We start from the raw sequence: 17799 nt of genomic DNA on the forward strand, positions 1-17799 counted from the left end.
CGTCTTGTACCTCTATATTGAGACTCTGAAACAGAGACTGGATGCCATAAATCAACTGCGTGTGGATCGCGCGCTTGCTGCCATGGGACCTGCCTTCCAGCAGGTATACAGTCTGCTGCCGACATTATTGCACTACCACCATCCGTTAATGCCGGGTTACCTCGATGGTAACGTTCCCAAAGGCATATGCTTTTACACGCCTGATGAAACCCAACGCCACTACCTGAACGAACTGGAACTGTACCGCGGTATGTCGCCGCAGGATCCTCCCAAGGGCGAACTGCCGATCACCGGCGTTTACTCAATGGGCAGCACCTCTTCCGTAGGGCAAAGCTGTTCCTCAGACCTCGATATCTGGGTCTGCCATCAATCCTGGCTGGATAGCGAAGAGCGGCAGCTGCTGCAACGTAAATGCAGCCTGCTGGAAAGTTGGGCCGCCTCGCTGGGCGTGGAAGTCAGTTTCTTCCTGATTGATGAAAACCGTTTCCGCCATAATGAAAGCGGCAGTCTGGGTGGTGAAGACTGTGGCTCGACGCAGCATATCCTGCTGCTTGATGAATTCTATCGCACCGCTGTGCGCCTCGCAGGTAAACGTATTCTGTGGAATATGGTGCCTGGCGATGAAGAAGAGCATTACGACGATTACGTCATGACGCTCTACGCGCAGGGGGTGTTAACGCCAAACGAATGGCTGGATCTGGGTGGACTCAGTTCGCTTTCCGCCGAAGAGTACTTTGGCGCCAGCCTCTGGCAGTTGTACAAGAGTATCGATTCCCCGTACAAAGCGGTGCTGAAAACGCTGCTGCTGGAAGCCTATTCCTGGGAATACCCCAATCCACGCCTGTTGGCGAAAGACATTAAACAGCGCCTGCACGACGGCGAGATTGTCTCTTTTGGTCTCGACCCATACTGCATGATGCTGGAGCGCGTTACCGAGTACCTCACGGCGATCGAAGATCCGACGCGCCTGGATTTAGTACGTCGATGTTTCTACTTAAAAGTCTGTGAGAAACTGAGCCGTGAACGCGCCTGCGTGGGCTGGCGTCGTGAAGTGCTAAGTCAGTTAGTACAAGAGTGGGGTTGGGATGAAGCCCGCCTGACGATGCTGGATAACCGCGCCAACTGGAAAATTGACCAGGTACGCGAAGCGCACAACGAACTGCTCGACGCAATGATGCAGAGCTATCGTAATTTGATCCGTTTTGCGCGCCGCAACAATCTTAGCGTCAGCGCCAGTCCGCAGGATATTGGCGTGTTGACCCGTAAGCTGTATGCCGCATTTGAAGCCTTGCCCGGCAAAGTGACGCTGGTGAACCCGCAGATCTCACCGGATCTCTCAGAACCCAATCTGACTTTTATCCACGTGCCGCCAGGTCGCGCCAACCGTTCGGGTTGGTATCTCTACAACCGCGCGCCTAACATGGATTCGATCATCAGCCATCAGCCGCTGGAATATAACCGCTATCTCAATAAGCTGGTGGCGTGGGCGTGGTTTAACGGTCTGATGACATCGCGTACGCATTTGTTTATTAAGGGTAACGGTATTGTCGACTTGCCGAAGCTGCAGGAGATGGTCGCCGATGTCTCGCACCACTTCCCGCTGCGTCTGCCGGCACCAACGCCGAAAGCGCTGTACAGTCCGTGCGAAATTCGCCATCTGGCGATTATCGTCAACCTCGAATATGACCCGACGGCGGCGTTTCGCAATCAGGTCGTGCATTTTGATTTCCGTAAGCTGGATGTCTTCAGCTTTGGCGAAGAGCAAAATTGCCTGGTGGGTAGCGTAGACCTGCTGTATCGCAACTCGTGGAATGAAGTGCGAACCCTGCACTTCAACGGCGAGCAGGCGATGATTGAAGCGTTAAAAACGATTCTGGGCAAAATGCATCAGGATGCCGCGCCACCGGATAGCGTTGACGTGTTCTGTTACAGCCAGCATTTGCGTGGTTTGATCCGCACGCGTGTCCAGCAACTGGTGTCTGAGTGCATCGAACTGCGCCTGTCCAGTACGCGCCAGGAAACCGGACGTTTCAAAGCGCTGCGTGTTTCCGGCCAGACGTGGGGCCTGTTCTTCGAACGTCTGAACGTCTCGGTGCAGAAACTGGAAAACGCCATTGAATTCTATGGCGCGATTTCGCACAACAAATTGCACGGTCTTTCCGTTCAGGTTGAGACCAACCATGTGAAATTGCCGTCGGTGGTGGACGGTTTTGCCAGCGAAGGGATCATTCAGTTCTTTTTTGAAGAGACGGGTGATGAGCAGGGCTTTAACATCTACATTCTGGACGAGAGTAACCGTGTCGAGGTGTATCACCACTGTGAAGGCAGTAAAGAAGAGCTGGTGCGGGATGTCAGCCGCTTCTATTCATCGTCGCACGATCGCTTCACTTACGGCTCCAGTTTTATCAACTTTAACCTGCCGCAGTTTTATCAGATTGTGAAAACTGACGGGCGCGCGCAGGTGATCCCGTTCCGCACTCAGCCGATTAGTCCAGTCCCGCAAACCAGTCAGGATAACGACACGCCGCTGTTGCAGCAGTATTTCTCGTGAGTTAACTTTCCCGGATTCGCGACGCTTACCGGGCCAAAGTAGGCCGGATAAGCGAAGCGCATCCGGCACTACAACTTAACGGAAGCTCACCTCTTCACCCGCTTGTTGCGTTGCCGCCTGTTCCAGCAGATCCCAGAAGGTTTCACCGCTGCGGTCGCAAATCCACTCGTCGCCTTTCAGGTCAAAATGGTAACCGCCCTGTTTAGTGGCCAACCATACCTGGTGCAGCGGCTCCTGGCGGTTAATGATAATTTTGCTGCCATTTTCGAAGCTGATGGTCAGTACGCCACCGTTGATCTCACAATCGATATCGCTGTCGCCGTCCCAGTCGTCCAGACGCTCTTCAATGGTCATCCACAGGGTGTCGGCAAGGCGATGAAATTCACTGTCGTTCATTTTTTTATCCTGTTTTTCGTGATGGTCGCAGTATAACGCGGAATAAATCACGTTGCAGTTTTTAGCCAAACTCTTGCTTTTACGCCTTCTCCTGCGATGATAGAAAACAGAAAGCATGAACTTACAGGCAATCCATAATGAAAAACGTGTTTCAGGCACTCGCTGTACTTTTTACACTGTTCAGCCTGACGGGCTGTGGTCTGAAGGGACCTCTCTATTTCCCGCCAGCAGACAAAAACGCGCCGCCTCCGACGAAGAGCATTCAGTCGCCAGCACAATCTACGACGCCGGATAAAAACGATCGTGGAATCAGTGATGGGCCTTCTCAGGTGAATTACTGACGGTAAGTTTCTGTACCCGCGTGAACGGAGTAAACAATGCAATTCTCTAAAATGCATGGCCTTGGCAACGATTTTATGGTCGTCGACGCGGTAACGCAGAATGTCTTTTTTTCACCCGAGCTGATCCGTCGCTTGTCTGACAGGCATCTGGGTGTTGGGTTCGATCAACTGCTGGTCGTCGAGCCGCCGTACGATCCGGAGCTGGATTTCCATTACCGCATTTTTAATGCTGATGGCAGCGAAGTCTCGCAGTGTGGCAATGGCGCTCGTTGCTTTGCCCGTTTTGTGCGCCTGAAAGGGCTGACGAATAAGCGTGATATTCGAGTCAGTACCGCGAATGGCCGCATGGTATTAAGCGTAACGGACGACGAGCTGGTGCGGGTGAATATGGGCGAACCCAACTTTGAACCCTCGCAGGTCCCTTTTCGTGCCAATAAAGCAGAGAAGACCTATATTATGCGAGTGGCCGAGCAGACAGTATTGTGCGGCGTGGTTTCAATGGGGAATCCGCATTGCGTGATTCAGGTTGATGATGTTGATACGGCCACGGTGGAAACACTGGGACCGGTTCTGGAAAGCCATGAACGCTTCCCTGAACGCGCCAATATCGGCTTTATGCAAGTGGTCAAGCGTGAGCATATCCGACTGCGTGTTTATGAGCGTGGCGCGGGTGAAACGCAGGCCTGTGGCAGCGGGGCGTGTGCGGCTGTCGCTGTCGGTATTCAGCAGGGCCTGCTGGCAGATGAAGTGAGGGTGGAATTACCGGGCGGTCGACTTGATATCGCCTGGAAAGGTCCGGGTCATCCGTTATATATGACTGGCCCGGCGGCACATGTCTACGACGGATTTATTCACTTATGAAGCAACCAGGGGAAGAACTACAGGAAACGCTCATGGAACTGGACGACCGGGCGGTCGTCGATTATCTGCAACGTAATCCTGAGTTTTTTATCCGTAATGCTCAAGCGGTTGAAGCGATGCGCGTTCCGCATCCGGTGCGGGGCACGGTCTCTTTAGTTGAATGGCATATGGCGCGGGCACGCAATCATATCAACGTGCTGGAAGAGAATATGGCGTTGTTGATGGAACAAGCGAATGCCAACGAAAGCTTGTTCTATCGACTGTTAAATCTGCAAGGACGACTGGTGTCCGCGAACAGTCTCGACGACATGCTGATGCGACTTCATCGCTGGGCGCGTGAGTTAGGGCTGGCGGGAGCGACGGTTCGTCTGTTTCCGGATCGCTGGCGACTTGGCGCGCCCTCGAAATTCACCCATCTGGCATTAAGCCGCCAGGCTTTCGAACCGCTGCGCATTCAGCGTATGGGTCAGTCACAGCACTACCTTGGACCACTCCACGGCCCGGAGCTGTTAGTCATGATGCCGGAAGCGAAAGCCATCGGTTCGGTGGCAATGTCGATGTTGGGGCCAGATGGCTCTCTTGGTGTCATGTTGTTCAGTAGCCGTGATGCCAATCATTACCAGCAGGGGCAGGGCACGCAGTTATTGCAGGAAATCTCGCTGATGTTGCCGGAACTGCTGGAGCGTTGGATTGAACGCGTATGACCGATTTACCCCTTTCTCAGGATGTGGCGCGCTTTTTGCGCTATCTGGGCGTCGAGCGCCAGCTTAGCCCGATCACATTGCTAAATTATCAGCTTCAGCTTGATGCCATCATTGCGTTAGCCGGAGAAACCGGTCTGCAAAGCTGGCAGCAGTGTGACGCTTCGATGGTTCGTAGTTTTGCCGTGCGTAGTCGCCGTAAAGGACTGGGACCAGCCAGCCTGGCTTTGCGCCTGTCTGCACTGCGCAGTTTCTTCGACTGGATGGTTAATCAGGGCGAGCTGAACGCTAATCCGGCAAAAAGTGTTTCCGCGCCGAAAGCGCCGCGCCATTTACCCAAAAATATCGACGTTGATGATGTTAATCGCCTGCTGGATATCGATCTCAACGATCCCCTCGCCGTGCGCGACCGGGCGATGTTGGAAGTGATGTACGGCGCAGGGCTGCGTCTGTCTGAACTGGTGGGGCTGGATATTAAACATCTCGATCTTGATACTGGCGAAGTATGGGTGATGGGCAAGGGCAGTAAAGAACGCCGTCTGCCGATTGGCCGCAATGCGGTGGCGTGGATTGAGCACTGGTTGGATCTGCGTGGACTGTTTGGCAGCGATGACGATGCGCTGTTCCTGTCAAAACTGGGCAAACGCATCTCGGCGCGTAACGTGCAGAAACGCTTTGCCGAGTGGGGGATTAAACAGGGGCTTAACAGTCACGTGCATCCCCACAAATTGCGCCACTCTTTTGCGACACATATGCTGGAGTCGAGCGGCGATCTGCGCGGTGTGCAGGAGTTATTGGGGCATGCCAACCTCTCAACGACCCAAATCTATACCCATCTTGACTTTCAACACCTGGCTTCAGTGTACGATGCGGCGCATCCACGCGCCAAACGGGGGAAATAATGCGTTTTTACCGGCCTTTGGGGCACATTTCTGCGCTCACCTTTGACCTTGATGACACCCTTTACGATAACCGTCCCGTTATCACACGCACCGAGCAGGAAGCGCTCGCTTTTGTCCAAAATTACCATCCCGCGCTGCGCACGTTGCAAAATAGTGACCTCCAGCGCTTACGCCAGGTTGTGCGCGACGCTGAGCCGGAAATCTACCACGATGTTACCCAATGGCGTCACCGAGCCGTCGAGCGCGCTATGCTGGAGGCGGGGCTGTCAGAGGCAGAAGCCAGAATGGGGGCGAATGCAGCGATGATGAATTTCGCCAAATGGCGTAGCCGTATCGACGTCCCGCAGACAACGCATGACACGTTAAAGGCACTGGCTCGCAAATGGCCGCTGGTGGCGATCACCAACGGTAATGCGCAACCAGAGCTATTTGGCCTGGGCGATTATTTTGAGTTTGTACTTCGTGCGGGCCCGGATGGGCGATCAAAACCGTTCAGCGACATGTACTCGCTGGCCGCGGAAAAACTGAATCTACCTGTGGGGGAAATCCTGCATGTGGGTGATGACCTGACGACAGACGTTGCAGGTGCCATTCGTTGCGGCATGCAGGCTTGCTGGATCAAACCGGAAAATGCCGACCTGATGCAAACCGCTGACAGCCGTTTACTTCCGCATATTGAAATTTCACAGTTGGCATCTCTGACCTCGCTGATATAATCACCAACAACTCTGTATAAATTCCCAGGGGTCCGGTGGGGCCCTGTTGATTCCGGCGGTGCCAATGGACGTTTCTTACCTGCTCGATAGCCTCAATGACGAACAGCGCCAGGCTGTGGCCGCGCCACGCAGCAACATGCTGGTTCTGGCGGGCGCGGGGAGTGGTAAAACGCGTGTGCTGGTGCACCGTATCGCCTGGTTACTGACGGTTGAGAACAACTCGCCGTACTCCATTATGGCGGTGACGTTTACCAACAAAGCGGCGGCGGAAATGCGTCACCGTATTGGTCAGATCATGGGCACCAGCCAGGGCGGTATGTGGGTGGGGACCTTCCACGGTCTGGCGCACCGTCTGCTGCGTGCGCACCATATGGATGCCAACCTGCCGCAGGATTTCCAGATCCTCGACAGCGAAGACCAGTTGCGTCTGCTTAAGCGCCTGATCAAAGCAATGAATCTGGATGAGAAGCAGTGGCCGCCGCGTCAGGCGATGTGGTTCATCAACAGCCAGAAAGACGAAGGGCTGCGCCCGCACCATTTACAGAGCTACGGAAATCCAGTTGAGCAAACCTGGCAGAAAGTCTATCAGGCCTACCAGGAAGCGTGCGACCGTGCGGGGCTGGTGGATTTCGCCGAGCTGCTGCTGCGTGCCCATGAACTGTGGCTCAACAAGCCGCATATCCTGCAGCACTACCGCGAACGCTTTACCAATATCCTGGTGGATGAATTCCAGGATACCAACAACATTCAGTACGCGTGGATCCGCCTGCTGGCGGGCGACAGCGGCAAAGTGATGATCGTGGGTGATGACGACCAGTCAATTTACGGCTGGCGCGGCGCGCAGGTTGAAAACATCCAGCGCTTCCTCACTGACTTCCCCGGCGCAGAAACCATTCGTCTGGAGCAGAACTACCGTTCGACCAACAACATCCTCAGCGCGGCCAACGCCCTGATTGAAAACAACAACGGGCGTCTGGGTAAAAAGCTGTGGACCGACGGCGTCGACGGCGAACCGATCTCTCTGTATTGCGCATTCAACGAACTCGATGAAGCGCGCTTTGTGGTTAACCGCATCAAAACCTGGCAGGACAACGGCGGCGCGCTGGAACAATGCGCCATTCTGTATCGCAGCAACGCCCAGTCGCGCGTACTGGAAGAGGCGCTGTTACAGGCCAGCATGCCGTACCGTATCTACGGTGGAATGCGCTTCTTTGAACGCCAGGAAATCAAAGATGCGCTCTCTTACCTGCGTCTGATCGCTAACCGCAACGATGATGCTGCGTTTGAACGCGTGGTGAATACACCGACGCGCGGGATTGGCGATCGTACGCTGGATGTGGTGCGCCAGACCTCCCGTGACCGCCAGCTAACGCTGTGGCAGGCCTGTCGTGAGCTGTTGCAGGAAAAAGCCCTTGCGGGTCGCGCTGCCAGCGCCTTACAGCGTTTTATGGAGCTGATTGAGGCACTGGCGCAGGAGACAGCCGATATGCCACTGCACGTGCAGACTGACCGGGTGATTAAAGACTCCGGCCTGCGCATGATGTACGAGCAGGAAAAAGGCGAGAAAGGCCAGACGCGTATCGAAAACTTAGACGAACTGGTGACGGCAACGCGCCAGTTCAGCTACAACGAAGAAGACGAAGACTTAATGCCGCTGCAGGCGTTCCTGTCTCACGCCGCGCTGGAAGCAGGCGAAGGGCAGGCGGATACCTGGCAGGACGCAGTACAGCTGATGACGCTGCACTCGGCGAAAGGTCTGGAGTTCCCGCAGGTCTTTATTGTCGGGATGGAAGAGGGCATGTTCCCCAGCCAGATGTCGCTGGACGAAGGCGGTCGTCTGGAAGAAGAACGTCGTCTGGCCTATGTCGGCGTCACCCGTGCTATGCAGAAGCTGACACTAACCTATGCCGAAACGCGCCGTCTGTACGGCAAAGAGGTTTACCATCGCCCATCGCGCTTTATCGGCGAACTGCCGGAAGCGTGTGTGGAAGAGGTTCGCCTGCGTGCCACCGTTAGCCGCCCGGTCAACCATCAACGGATGGGCACGCCAATGGCAGAGAACGACACCGGTTATAAGCTCGGCCAGCGCGTGCGCCACGCCAAGTTTGGTGAAGGCACTATCGTCAATCTCGAAGGCAGCGGCGAGCACAGTCGCCTGCAGGTGGCGTTCCAGGGGCAGGGCATTAAATGGTTGGTGGCGGCCTACGCCAGACTGGAAACGGTGTGATCGGTTCTGCTTTGCCGGATGGCGACGCTGTAGCGCCTTATCCGGCTATCTGTCGGTTAATATTCTGAAATCATAGATAAATAATTCCCCTCTGCTAACCTTTCTGTATAAGGGGAAATTATTACTTTTTCGCCATCCGTTGCGTGTTGACGTCAAAATTTTGCTGGCGTAACATGCGCGCACGATTACGCTAAGAGGACATTCGCCTTGGACACACCCAGTAGATACTGGCTCATTATCCTGTCATCCAGGATCAACTCCTAAGGCTATCCCTTTTTGCTGATAGCCTTCGCGGTTGTCAGCGACCTTCTGTTTTTTCCCGTCGCGCTGAGTCAGGCTGTTTAATGGTCTGAAACCCAATTTGTTTCTGTGTGCCCTCCGAACTGTCCGATAATTTTTTGCATTGGGAGTCCCGGTCATGCTGAGCGCATTTCAACTGGAAAACAATCGTTTAACTCGCCTTGAGGCAGACGAGATCGAGCACCTGGCCAGTTCGGTTTGGGTCGATTTAGTCGAGCCGGATGACGAAGAACGAAACCGTGTGCAAAAGGACTTGGGCCAGAATCTGGCTACGCGCCCTGAACTGGAAGACATCGAAGCATCCGCACGTTTTTTTGAAGACGAAGACGGTCTGCACATCCACTCCTTCTTCTTTTATGAAGACGCCGACGATCACGCGGGCAACTCAACCGTCGCATTTACCATTCGCGAAGGTCGCTTGTTTACTCTGCGCGAGCGCGAACTGCCGGCTTTCCGCCTGTACCGCATGCGTGCGCGCAATCAGGCGATGGTGGATGGCAACGCCTACGAGCTGCTGCTCGACCTGTTCGAAACCAAAATTGAACAGCTGGCGGATGAGATCGAAAACATCTACAGCGATCTGGAAAAACTCAGTCGCGTGATTATGGAAGGGCGTCAGGGTGATGAGTACGACGAAGCGCTATCGACGCTTGCGGAGCTGGAAGATATCGGCTGGAAGGTACGCTTGTGTTTGATGGATACCCAGCGCGCACTGAACTTTCTGGTGCGTAAAGCGCGTCTGCCGGGCAGTCAGCTGGAGCAGGCGCGTGAGATCCTGCGCGATATCGAGTCCCTGTTGCCGCACAACGAATCACTGTTCCAGAAGGTTAACTTCCTGATGCAGGCGGCGATGGGCTTTATCAACATCGAGCAGAACCGCATCATCAAGATCTTCTCGGTGGTTTCTGTCGTGTTCCTGCCGCCGACGCTGGTCGCTTCCAGCTACGGGATGAACTTTGAGTTTATGCCAGAGCTGCACTGGAGCTTCGGTTATCCTGGCGCGATTGTCTTTATGATGCTCGCGGGTCTGGCGCCGTATCTGTACTTTAAGCGCAAGAACTGGCTGTAATAACTGTGCTTTATCCGGCCTACGGCGATGTGCTTTTGTAGGCCGGATAAGCGAAGCGCTATCCGGCAATCCCCTGGCTCCGACGAACCCGTCGTTGCGTATAAATCGCATCCATCACGAAAATCGCCAGCGCCACCCAGATAAACGCAAACGTGACCATTTTATCTGCTCCCGGGACTTCACCGTAGAAGGTGACGGCCAGCAGGAACATCAGCGTAGGCCCGATATACTGGAAAAAGCCCAGCGTGGACAGACGTAGACGGGTTGCCGCACCGGTAAAGCACAGCAGCGGAATGGTGGTCACGACACCCGCAGCAATCAGCAGCAGATTAAGCGACATGGGGTTCTGACCCATATGGCTGGTTGGGCTGTCTGCGATACCAAACAGATAGATGGCTGCAATGGGCAAGAGCCACAGGGTTTCGATTAGCATGCCGGTTTGCGCTTCGACAGCGATTTTCTTGCGTACCAAACCATAAAAAGCAAAGCTGAATGCCAGCCCCAGCGCAATTATTGGCAGGGAGCCAAAGGTCCATAGCTGCACCAGCACGCCACAAGCGGCTAATAAGACCGCAAGCCACTGCATACGACGGAAGCGTTCTCCGAGGAAAATCATCCCCAACACGATATTCACCAGCGGGTTAATAAAGTAACCGAGGCTGGCTTCCAGCATATGGTGGTTATTGACCGCCCAGATAAAGAGCAGCCAGTTTCCGCCGATTAGGACCGCCGAGAGCGCCAGCAGAAAAATCTTCTTTGGCGTTTGCAGCAGCGTTTTGACACCTGACCATTGGCGACTAACGCTCATCAGCGCCACCATAAAGAAAAATGACCAGATGACGCGGTGCGTCAGGATCTCATCTGCCGGGACGTAGTAAATCAGTTTGAAGTAGGCGGGAGCGATACCCCAAATAAAATAGGCAGCAAGAGCGAGTAACACGCCCTGCCGCGTTTGTTTAGCATCCATTGGGAGAACTCATTGCAGAAAAGTAACCGTAGTTTACCTTTTTTCAGGCGCTTACCCCACCATATAAGTGGCAGTTGCACTGGCGATATAAAGCTGTTCTTCGTTATGCAGTTCCACTCGTGCGACTGCCACTTTATTGCCTGCTCGCAGCAGACTGCTGGTGGCCGTAAAGCGATTCCCTCTGCCTGGTCGCAGGTAATCAACGCGCAGATCGATGGTGCCCATTCGTGACATGCGCTGGCGTAACTCGTCCTCGCTGATGGTCTCGTGGCGGGTTAGCGTACTGCCAACGCACACCAGCCCGGCGGCAACGTCCAGCGCTGAGGCGATCACCCCGCCGTGCAGGATGCTTTGTGCCCAGTTGCCGACCATCATCGGTTGGTTATTAAACGCTAATTGCGCAAATTCTTTTTCATAACGTTCCAGTTCCAGCCCCAATGCCCGATTAAACGGCATATGATAGACAAACATTTCACCCACTAATTTAAGGGCTTGCTCAGCAGTAAGAACAGCAGACATACGATCCCGATACCTTATTGGTTAATGAAATGTTGATATTATGCTTATTATTTGTTGTTTTCTACTTTAGGACGGGATAACTAACGAGGAACTAGCTAAGTATGTAGAATACTTGGCAGATAATTATACAATTCATCAATATTTTGGTTCAGGAGAACACTACCGATGCGGGCGATTCTGGGTTGGTTACTACCAGCAGTCATGCTGCCGTTGACCGCGTATGCGCAGGAAGCGACAGTGAAAGAGATTCATGATGCACCAGCAGTGAGAGGCAGTATTATCGCCAATATGCTGCAAGAACACGATAATCCTTTCACGCTGTACCCCTATGACACCAACTATCTCATCTACACCAATACCAGCGACATGAACAAAGAGGCGATCAGCAGCTATAACTGGTCGGATAATGCGCGCAAAGATGAGGTTAAGTTTCAACTAAGCCTGGCATTTCCGCTTTGGCGCGGGATTTTGGGCCCGAATTCAGTGCTCGGTGGTTCATATACTCAGAAATCCTGGTGGCAGCTTTCTAATAGTGAAGAGTCTTCACCGTTTCGTGAAACTAACTACGAGCCACAGCTGTTTCTGGGTTTCGCCACGGATTATCGCTTTGCTGGCTGGACGCTACGTGATGTCGAAATGGGCTATAACCATGATTCAAATGGCCGATCCGATCCCACCTCGCGCAGCTGGAACCGCCTGTACACTCGTCTGATGGCTGAAAATGGCAACTGGCTGGTGGAGGTTAAACCGTGGTACGTCATCGGCAGCACTGACGATAACCCCGACATCACCAAATACATGGGCTACTACCAGCTGAAAATGGGCTATCACCTCGGTGATGCCGTCATCAGCGTGAAAGGCCAGTACAACTGGAATACCGGTTACGGTGGTGCTGAAATCGGCGCGAGCTACCCGATCACTAAGCATGTTCGCTTCTACACCCAGGTCTATAGCGGCTACGGCGAATCGCTGATCGACTACAATTTCAATCAGACGCGTGTGGGTGTGGGTGTGATGCTCAACGATATCTTCTGATAGGTTTGATAGCATTTTAATCATTGCAGTTTCTCTCTCAGGCGCTGAAAATAGCGCCTGTTTTTCTTTAAGGCTAATGGGGTTAATGTGGCGCAGGCGGAAGTGTTGAATCTGGAAATGGGCGCTAAACAGGTTTTGCAGGAAACCTTTGGCTACCAACAGTTTCGCCCTGGGCAGGAAGAAATTATCGATACTGTGCTTTCTGGTCGCGACTGCCTGGTCGTCATGCCGACCGGTGGTGGTAAATCCCTGTGCTATCAAATCCCCGCATTATTGCTGAACGGACTCACCGTTGTTGTCTCGCCGCTTATTTCCCTGATGAAAGATCAGGTCGACCAATTATTAGCAAACGGCGTGGCGGCGGCGTGTCTGAACTCTACCCAAAGTCGTGAACAGCAGCTTGAGGTCATGGCTAGCTGTCGCAGCGGGCAAATTCGCTTGCTGTACATTGCGCCCGAACGTTTGATGCTGGATAACTTCCTCGAACATCTGGCGCACTGGAATCCGGTGTTGCTGGCCGTTGATGAAGCGCACTGCATCTCGCAATGGGGGCACGATTTCCGCCCTGAATACGCCGCGTTGGGGCAATTGCGTCAGCGTTTCCCGACGCTGCCATTCGTAGCGCTGACCGCGACCGCGGATGACACCACCCGCCTGGATATTGTGCGTCTGCTGGGGTTGAACGATCCGCTCATTCAGATCAGCAGTTTTGACCGGCCGAATATTCGCTACATGCTGATGGAGAAGTTTAAGCCGCTCGATCAGCTGATGCGCTACGTGCAAGAGCAGCGCGGTAAGTCCGGCATTATCTATTGCAACAGCCGCGCTAAAGTAGAAGACACCGCTGCGCGTCTGCAAAGCCGCGGCATCAGCGCGGGGGCCTATCATGCCGGGCTGGAAAACAGTGTACGTGCTGAAGTGCAGGAGAAATTCCAGCGGGATGACCTGCAAATCGTGGTGGCGACCGTAGCGTTCGGGATGGGAATCAACAAACCTAACGTACGCTTTGTGGTGCATTTTGATATCCCGCGTAACATCGAATCCTATTACCAGGAAACCGGCCGCGCCGGGCGTGACGGCCTGCCTGCGGAAGCGATGCTGTTTTACGATCCGGCTGATATGGCATGGCTGCGCCGTTGCCTGGAAGAAAAACCAGCCGGGCAGTTACTGGATATTGAACGGCATAAACTCAATGCGATGGGAGCGTTTGCCGAGGCGCAAACCTGTCGTCGTCTGGTATTGTTGAATTATTTTGGTGAAGGGCGTCAGGAGCCGTGCGGCAACTGCGATATTTGCCTCGATCCGCCAAAACAGTACGATGGCTTAATGGATGCGCGTAAGGCGCTGTCGACAATCTACCGCGTCAACCAACGTTTTGGTATGGGGTATGTCGTGGAAGTCTTACGCGGAGCCAATAACCAACGTATTCGCGAGCTGGCCCATGACAAGCTGCCGGTCTATGGCATTGGTCGTGAACAGAGCCATGAACATTGGGTGAGCGTTATTCGCCAGCTTATTCATCTTGGGCTGGTGACGCAGAATATTGCCCACCACTCCGCGTTACAGTTAACCGAAGCCGCGCGTCCGGTGTTGCGCGGTGATGTTGCGTTACAGCTTGCCGTGCCGCGTATCGTGGCGCTGAAACCGCGTGCGATGCAGAAATCCTTCGGCGGCAACTACGACCGCAAGCTCTTCGCCAAATTGCGTAAGCTGCGTAAAGCGATTGCCGATGAAGAAAATATCCCGCCGTACGTGGTTTTCAATGATGCGACGCTGATAGAAATGGCCGAGCAGATGCCGGTTTCTCCGAGCGAAATGTTAAGCGTCAACGGCGTGGGCATGCGTAAACTTGAGCGTTTCGGCAAAGAGTTTATGGCGCTTATTCGTGCACACGTTGATGGCGACGACGAAGAGTAGTCAGCCGGGCAAAAAAGTGCCAGGATGGTGACTCACTGAACTATTTCCCCCGCGAGTCATTTTTATGTTAACGCTATTTTTCACCGTTGCGTTGGTGCATATTGTTGCACTGATGAGTCCCGGTCCCGATTTTTTCTTTGTCTCTCAAACGGCTGTGAGCCGTTCGCGTAAAGAAGCGATGATGGGTGTGCTGGGTATTACCTGTGGCGTCATGGTATGGGCTGGCGTGGCACTGCTCGGTTTACACCTGATCATCGAAAAAATGGCCTGGCTGCACACCATTATTATGGTAGGTGGGGGGCTGTATCTGTGCTGGATGGGTTATCAGATGCTGCGCGGCGCGTTTAAAAAACAGGATGTTGCAGCTCCCACTCCGCAGGTGGAGCTGGCGCAGAGCGGACGCAGCTTTTTAAAAGGTCTGCTCACCAATCTGGCGAACCCTAAAGCCATTATCTACTTTGGCTCCGTGTTCTCATTGTTCGTTGGCGATAACGTAGGAACGGGCGCACGTTGGGGGATCTTTGCCCTCATTATCGTGGAAACGCTGGCGTGGTTTACCGTGGTCGCCAGCCTGTTTGCACTGCCGAAAATGCGTCGTGGTTATCAGCGTCTGGCGAAGTGGATCGATGGTTTTGCCGGTGCGCTGTTCGCAGGCTTCGGTATTCACCTGATTATTTCGCGTTAATTTACCTGCAGGCCGGATAAGCGGTAGCGTCATCCGGCACTGATCTCAGGCATGCCGTGCTGACGCCAGCAGGGCACCTATCAGCATAAACAGTGAACCAAACACTTTGTTCAGCGCCTTCATTTGCTTTGGCCCCTTAATCCAGCCCGCAATGCGGGTGGCCAGCGTCGCGTAACCGATCATCACAATGATATCGACCACGATGGTGGTGATACCAAGCACCACATACTGCATGACCTGAGGTTCTTGCGGCATGATGAACTGTGGGAACAGGGCGGCGAGAAACACAATGCTCTTTGGGTTGGTCAGGTTAACGAAAACCGCCCTTTTGAACAGGCGGCTGCGTGTTTGCGTGTTTGCCATGGTGTTCAGATCGATAGCGCCCGCTGCCCGCCATTGCTGAATGCCTAACCAAATCAAATAGGCAGCTCCCGCCCACTTCAGTACTTCAAACGCGATGACTGAACGTGAGAACAATGTCCCCAGCCCAACGCCAACCAGTACGATATGAATGGCAAGCCCGGTCTGCAAACCGGCAATAGAGGCGCTGGCGCCACGATAGCCATAGCTGATGGCGGTTGTCATGGTATTGATTGCGCCAGAGCCCGGAGACAAGCTCAAAATAATAGAGGTCAGCAGGTAGGCGAACCACCATTCAAAGGTCATGAGAAACTCCCGGATTGTCTATTTTTATGCCACAATACGCTACTGCCGTTGCGTTGTATCAGGCTCGGCGAAAAAAACGATTTTACTTGGTCAGCGAGGCTGGATACCCGATGTTTCAGCAGCAAAAAGACTGGGAAACAAGAGAAAACGCGTTCGCCGCTTTTTCCATGGGGCCACTGACAGATTTCTGGCACCAGCGGGAGGAAGCGGAGTTTACGGGTGTAGATGATGTTCCCGTACATTTTGTTCGCTTTCGTGCCGAAAAAAACGATCGCGTCATCGTTGTCTGTCCTGGGCGCATTGAAAGCTATGTGAAATACGCTGAGCTGGCGTATGACCTGTTTCATTCTGGTTTTGACGTACTCATTATCGATCACCGTGGTCAGGGGCGCTCCGGGCGGATGTTATCGGACCCACATCGTGGTCATGTCGATAACTTTAATGACTACGTCGATGATTTAGCCGCCTTCTGGCAGCAGGAAGTGCAGCCGGGCCCATGGCGAAAACGCTATATACTGGCGCATTCCATGGGGGGCGCGATTGCCACGCTGTTCCTGCAGCGCCATCCCAATCAATGTGATGCCATTGCGCTTTGTGCGCCCATGTTTGGTATTGTGATGCGTTTTCCCGACTGGATGGTGCGCCACATTCTTGACTGGGCCGAAGGGCATCCGCGCATCCGTGAAGGCTATGCGATGGGGACCGGCCGCTGGCGGGCGCTGCCATTCGGTATGAATGCGCTCACCCATAGTCGACAGCGCTATCGGCGTAACCTACGCTTCTACGCAGATGATCCACGGTTACGTGTGGGTGGCCCTACCTATCACTGGGTGCGTGAAGGTATTCAGGCGGGCGAACAGGTTCTGGCCGGAGCGGGTGATGACGCAACGCCAGCGCTGCTTATTCAGGCCGAAGAAGAGCGTGTGGTGGATAACCGCATGCACGATCGTTTTTGTGAACTCCGCGCTGCAGCAGGCCATCCGGTAGAAGGAGGTCAGCCGCTTGTCATAAAAGGCGCGTACCATGAGATCCTTTTCGAAAAGGACGCAATGCGCTCAGTCGCGCTTAACGCCATTGTTGATTTTTTCAACAGGCATAACTCATCCAGCGGAACTCGCTTTTCCTAGAGGTTTAATTTTCTTATGTATCAGGTTGTTGCGTCTGATTTAGACGGTACGCTGCTTTCTCCCGACCATACTTTGTCCCCTTATGCCAAAGAGACGCTGAAACTTCTGACGGCTCGTGGTGTTCACTTCGTGTTTGCCACCGGTCGTCATCATGTTGATGTGGGGCAAATTCGCGATAACCTCGGCATTAAAACCTACATGATCACGTCCAACGGTGCCCGCGTGCACGATCCTGACGGAAATCTGGTGTTTTCCCACAACCTGGATCGCGACATTGCCAGCGATCTGTTTGGTGTTGTGAACGCCAACCCGGATATCGTGACGAACGTTTACCGCGACGATGAGTGGTTCATGAACCGCCACCGCCCGGAAGAAATGCGTTTCTTTAAAGAGGCGGTATTCAATTATTCACTGTTTGAACCTGCGCTGCTGGAGCCGGAAGGCGTCAGCAAAGTGTTTTTCACCACCGATTCTCACGAAAGATTGCTGCCGCTGGAACAGGCAATTAACGCCCGCTGGGGCGATCGCGTGAACGTCAGTTTCTCCACACTGACGTGCCTGGAAGTGATGGCGGGTGGCGTGTCGAAAGGCCATGCGCTGGAAGCGGTGGCGAAAGCGATGGGCTATAGCCTGAAGGACTGTATTGCCTTCGGCGACGGTATGAACGACGCGGAAATGCTCTCCATGGCAGGCAAAGGCTGTATCATGGGCAACGCGCATCAACGCCTGAAGGATCTGCATCCGGAACTGGACGTGATTGGCCTCAATGCCGACGATGCCGTGCCGCATTATCTGCGTGAGCTTTTTCTGCAGTAATGT

General features: G+C 53.8%; 18 protein-coding genes. 14 read left to right on the plus strand and 4 right to left on the minus strand.

Annotation, left to right across the window (positions count from 1 at the left end; all coding sequences use genetic code 11):
* Positions 1 to 4 precede the first annotated feature (4 nt).
* Positions 5 to 2551, plus strand: a complete 2547-nt coding sequence (cyaA, locus tag RYZ59_RS20225; protein ID WP_318050329.1) for a class I adenylate cyclase — start codon at positions 5 to 7, stop codon at positions 2549 to 2551.
* Positions 2552 to 2626: 75 nt separating this feature from the next.
* On the opposite strand, the gene cyaY is transcribed toward cyaA, so the two are convergent.
* A complete protein-coding gene (gene cyaY, locus RYZ59_RS20230; RefSeq protein WP_003828967.1) occupies positions 2627 to 2947 on the minus strand; it encodes an iron donor protein CyaY in 321 nt (106 codons plus the stop codon).
* Positions 2948 to 3084: 137 nt separating this feature from the next.
* Between cyaY and lptM the strand changes: the two genes are divergently transcribed.
* The 8 genes from lptM to corA all read left to right on the plus strand — a co-directional run bounded on the left by lptM (position 3085) and on the right by corA (position 10064).
* Positions 3085 to 3288: an LPS translocon maturation chaperone LptM gene (gene lptM, locus RYZ59_RS20235; protein ID WP_005133315.1), complete on the plus strand. Its 204-nt coding sequence runs from the start codon at positions 3085 to 3087 to the stop codon at positions 3286 to 3288.
* Between the two features lie 36 nt (positions 3289 to 3324).
* A complete protein-coding gene (dapF, locus tag RYZ59_RS20240; protein ID WP_040230073.1) occupies positions 3325 to 4149 on the plus strand; it encodes a diaminopimelate epimerase in 825 nt (274 codons plus the stop codon).
* Positions 4146 to 4853, plus strand: a complete 708-nt coding sequence (locus RYZ59_RS20245) for a DUF484 domain-containing protein (protein WP_318050314.1) — start codon at positions 4146 to 4148, stop codon at positions 4851 to 4853. The genes dapF and RYZ59_RS20245 overlap by 4 nt, the downstream gene beginning before the upstream one ends.
* Entirely contained in the window at positions 4850 to 5752 is a 903-nt protein-coding gene (xerC, locus tag RYZ59_RS20250) for a tyrosine recombinase XerC (RefSeq protein WP_318050313.1), read from the plus strand. The genes RYZ59_RS20245 and xerC overlap by 4 nt, the downstream gene beginning before the upstream one ends.
* Positions 5752 to 6468: a 5-amino-6-(5-phospho-D-ribitylamino)uracil phosphatase YigB gene (yigB, locus tag RYZ59_RS20255; RefSeq protein WP_202037308.1), complete on the plus strand. Its 717-nt coding sequence runs from the start codon at positions 5752 to 5754 to the stop codon at positions 6466 to 6468. The genes xerC and yigB overlap by 1 nt, the downstream gene beginning before the upstream one ends.
* A 64-nt stretch (positions 6469 to 6532) precedes the next feature.
* Positions 6533 to 8695 (plus strand): DNA helicase II, encoded by a 2163-nt coding sequence (gene uvrD / locus RYZ59_RS20260; protein ID WP_318050312.1) that lies wholly within the window; start codon positions 6533 to 6535, stop codon positions 8693 to 8695.
* A gap of 207 nt (positions 8696 to 8902) precedes the next feature.
* On the plus strand, positions 8903 to 8959 hold the full coding sequence (gene ysgD / locus RYZ59_RS20265) for a YsgD/CorL family protein (protein WP_212723238.1): 57 nt from the start codon (positions 8903 to 8905) through the stop codon (positions 8957 to 8959).
* Between the two features lie 154 nt (positions 8960 to 9113).
* Positions 9114 to 10064 (plus strand): magnesium/cobalt transporter CorA, encoded by a 951-nt coding sequence (gene corA, locus RYZ59_RS20270; RefSeq protein ID WP_003017920.1) that lies wholly within the window; start codon positions 9114 to 9116, stop codon positions 10062 to 10064.
* Between the two features lie 58 nt (positions 10065 to 10122).
* Here corA and rarD read toward each other — a convergent pair whose 3' ends face one another.
* Together rarD and yigI are read right to left on the minus strand one after the other, a co-directional pair.
* Positions 10123 to 11031 (minus strand): EamA family transporter RarD, encoded by a 909-nt coding sequence (gene rarD / locus RYZ59_RS20275; RefSeq protein WP_318050311.1) that lies wholly within the window; start codon positions 11029 to 11031, stop codon positions 10123 to 10125.
* Between the two features lie 51 nt (positions 11032 to 11082).
* The gene (gene yigI / locus RYZ59_RS20280; protein WP_005133301.1) at positions 11083 to 11550 is read right to left on the minus strand and encodes an acyl-CoA thioesterase YigI; all 468 of its coding nucleotides are present in this window, start codon (positions 11548 to 11550) and stop codon (positions 11083 to 11085) included.
* Positions 11551 to 11715: 165 nt separating this feature from the next.
* Between yigI and pldA the strand changes: the two genes are divergently transcribed.
* The 3 genes from pldA (at position 11716) to rhtC (ending at position 15187) form a co-directional block, all read left to right on the plus strand.
* Positions 11716 to 12585 (plus strand): phospholipase A, encoded by an 870-nt coding sequence (gene pldA, locus RYZ59_RS20285; RefSeq protein WP_137383162.1) that lies wholly within the window; start codon positions 11716 to 11718, stop codon positions 12583 to 12585.
* 87 nt (positions 12586 to 12672) lie between these two features.
* Positions 12673 to 14502 (plus strand): ATP-dependent DNA helicase RecQ, encoded by a 1830-nt coding sequence (gene recQ, locus RYZ59_RS20290; RefSeq protein WP_318050310.1) that lies wholly within the window; start codon positions 12673 to 12675, stop codon positions 14500 to 14502.
* 64 nt (positions 14503 to 14566) lie between these two features.
* On the plus strand, positions 14567 to 15187 hold the full coding sequence (gene rhtC / locus RYZ59_RS20295; protein ID WP_003828942.1) for a threonine export protein RhtC: 621 nt from the start codon (positions 14567 to 14569) through the stop codon (positions 15185 to 15187).
* Positions 15188 to 15232: 45 nt separating this feature from the next.
* Here rhtC and rhtB read toward each other — a convergent pair whose 3' ends face one another.
* Positions 15233 to 15853 carry a homoserine/homoserine lactone efflux protein gene (gene rhtB / locus RYZ59_RS20300; RefSeq protein ID WP_318050309.1) on the minus strand — a complete coding sequence of 207 codons (621 nt, stop codon included), beginning with the start codon at positions 15851 to 15853 and terminating at the stop codon, positions 15233 to 15235.
* A gap of 110 nt (positions 15854 to 15963) precedes the next feature.
* Here rhtB and pldB point away from each other — a divergent pair, with 110 nt between their 5' ends.
* A complete protein-coding gene (gene pldB, locus RYZ59_RS20305) occupies positions 15964 to 16980 on the plus strand; it encodes a lysophospholipase L2 (RefSeq protein WP_137383159.1) in 1017 nt (338 codons plus the stop codon).
* A gap of 15 nt (positions 16981 to 16995) precedes the next feature.
* Positions 16996 to 17796 (plus strand): sugar/pyridoxal phosphate phosphatase YigL, encoded by an 801-nt coding sequence (yigL, locus tag RYZ59_RS20310; RefSeq protein WP_202037303.1) that lies wholly within the window; start codon positions 16996 to 16998, stop codon positions 17794 to 17796.
* Positions 17797 to 17799 lie beyond the last annotated feature (3 nt).

It is taken from the genome of Citrobacter sp. HN-141 (assembly GCF_033341895.1).
Classification (GTDB): domain Bacteria; phylum Pseudomonadota; class Gammaproteobacteria; order Enterobacterales; family Enterobacteriaceae; genus Citrobacter.

Bases quoted from the DNA above. Each gene is read 5' to 3' on its own strand.
- uvrD (WP_318050312.1), top strand. From the start codon at position 6,533: ATGGACGTTTCTTACCTGCTCGATAGCCTCAATGACGAACAGCGCCAG.
- yigB (WP_202037308.1), top strand. From the start codon at position 5,752: ATGCGTTTTTACCGGCCTTTGGGGCACATTTCTGCGCTCACCTTTGAC.
- corA (WP_003017920.1), top strand. From the start codon at position 9,114: ATGCTGAGCGCATTTCAACTGGAAAACAATCGTTTAACTCGCCTTGAG.
- RYZ59_RS20245 (WP_318050314.1), top strand. From the start codon at position 4,146: ATGAAGCAACCAGGGGAAGAACTACAGGAAACGCTCATGGAACTGGAC.
- pldB (WP_137383159.1), top strand. From the start codon at position 15,964: ATGTTTCAGCAGCAAAAAGACTGGGAAACAAGAGAAAACGCGTTCGCC.
- rhtC (WP_003828942.1), top strand. From the start codon at position 14,567: ATGTTAACGCTATTTTTCACCGTTGCGTTGGTGCATATTGTTGCACTG.
- rarD (WP_318050311.1), bottom strand. From the start codon at position 11,031: ATGGATGCTAAACAAACGCGGCAGGGCGTGTTACTCGCTCTTGCTGCC.
- yigI (WP_005133301.1), bottom strand. From the start codon at position 11,550: ATGTCTGCTGTTCTTACTGCTGAGCAAGCCCTTAAATTAGTGGGTGAA.
- cyaY (WP_003828967.1), bottom strand. From the start codon at position 2,947: ATGAACGACAGTGAATTTCATCGCCTTGCCGACACCCTGTGGATGACC.
- rhtB (WP_318050309.1), bottom strand. From the start codon at position 15,853: ATGACCTTTGAATGGTGGTTCGCCTACCTGCTGACCTCTATTATTTTG.
- pldA (WP_137383162.1), top strand. From the start codon at position 11,716: ATGCGGGCGATTCTGGGTTGGTTACTACCAGCAGTCATGCTGCCGTTG.
- lptM (WP_005133315.1), top strand. From the start codon at position 3,085: ATGAAAAACGTGTTTCAGGCACTCGCTGTACTTTTTACACTGTTCAGC.
- yigL (WP_202037303.1), top strand. From the start codon at position 16,996: ATGTATCAGGTTGTTGCGTCTGATTTAGACGGTACGCTGCTTTCTCCC.
- dapF (WP_040230073.1), top strand. From the start codon at position 3,325: ATGCAATTCTCTAAAATGCATGGCCTTGGCAACGATTTTATGGTCGTC.
- xerC (WP_318050313.1), top strand. From the start codon at position 4,850: ATGACCGATTTACCCCTTTCTCAGGATGTGGCGCGCTTTTTGCGCTAT.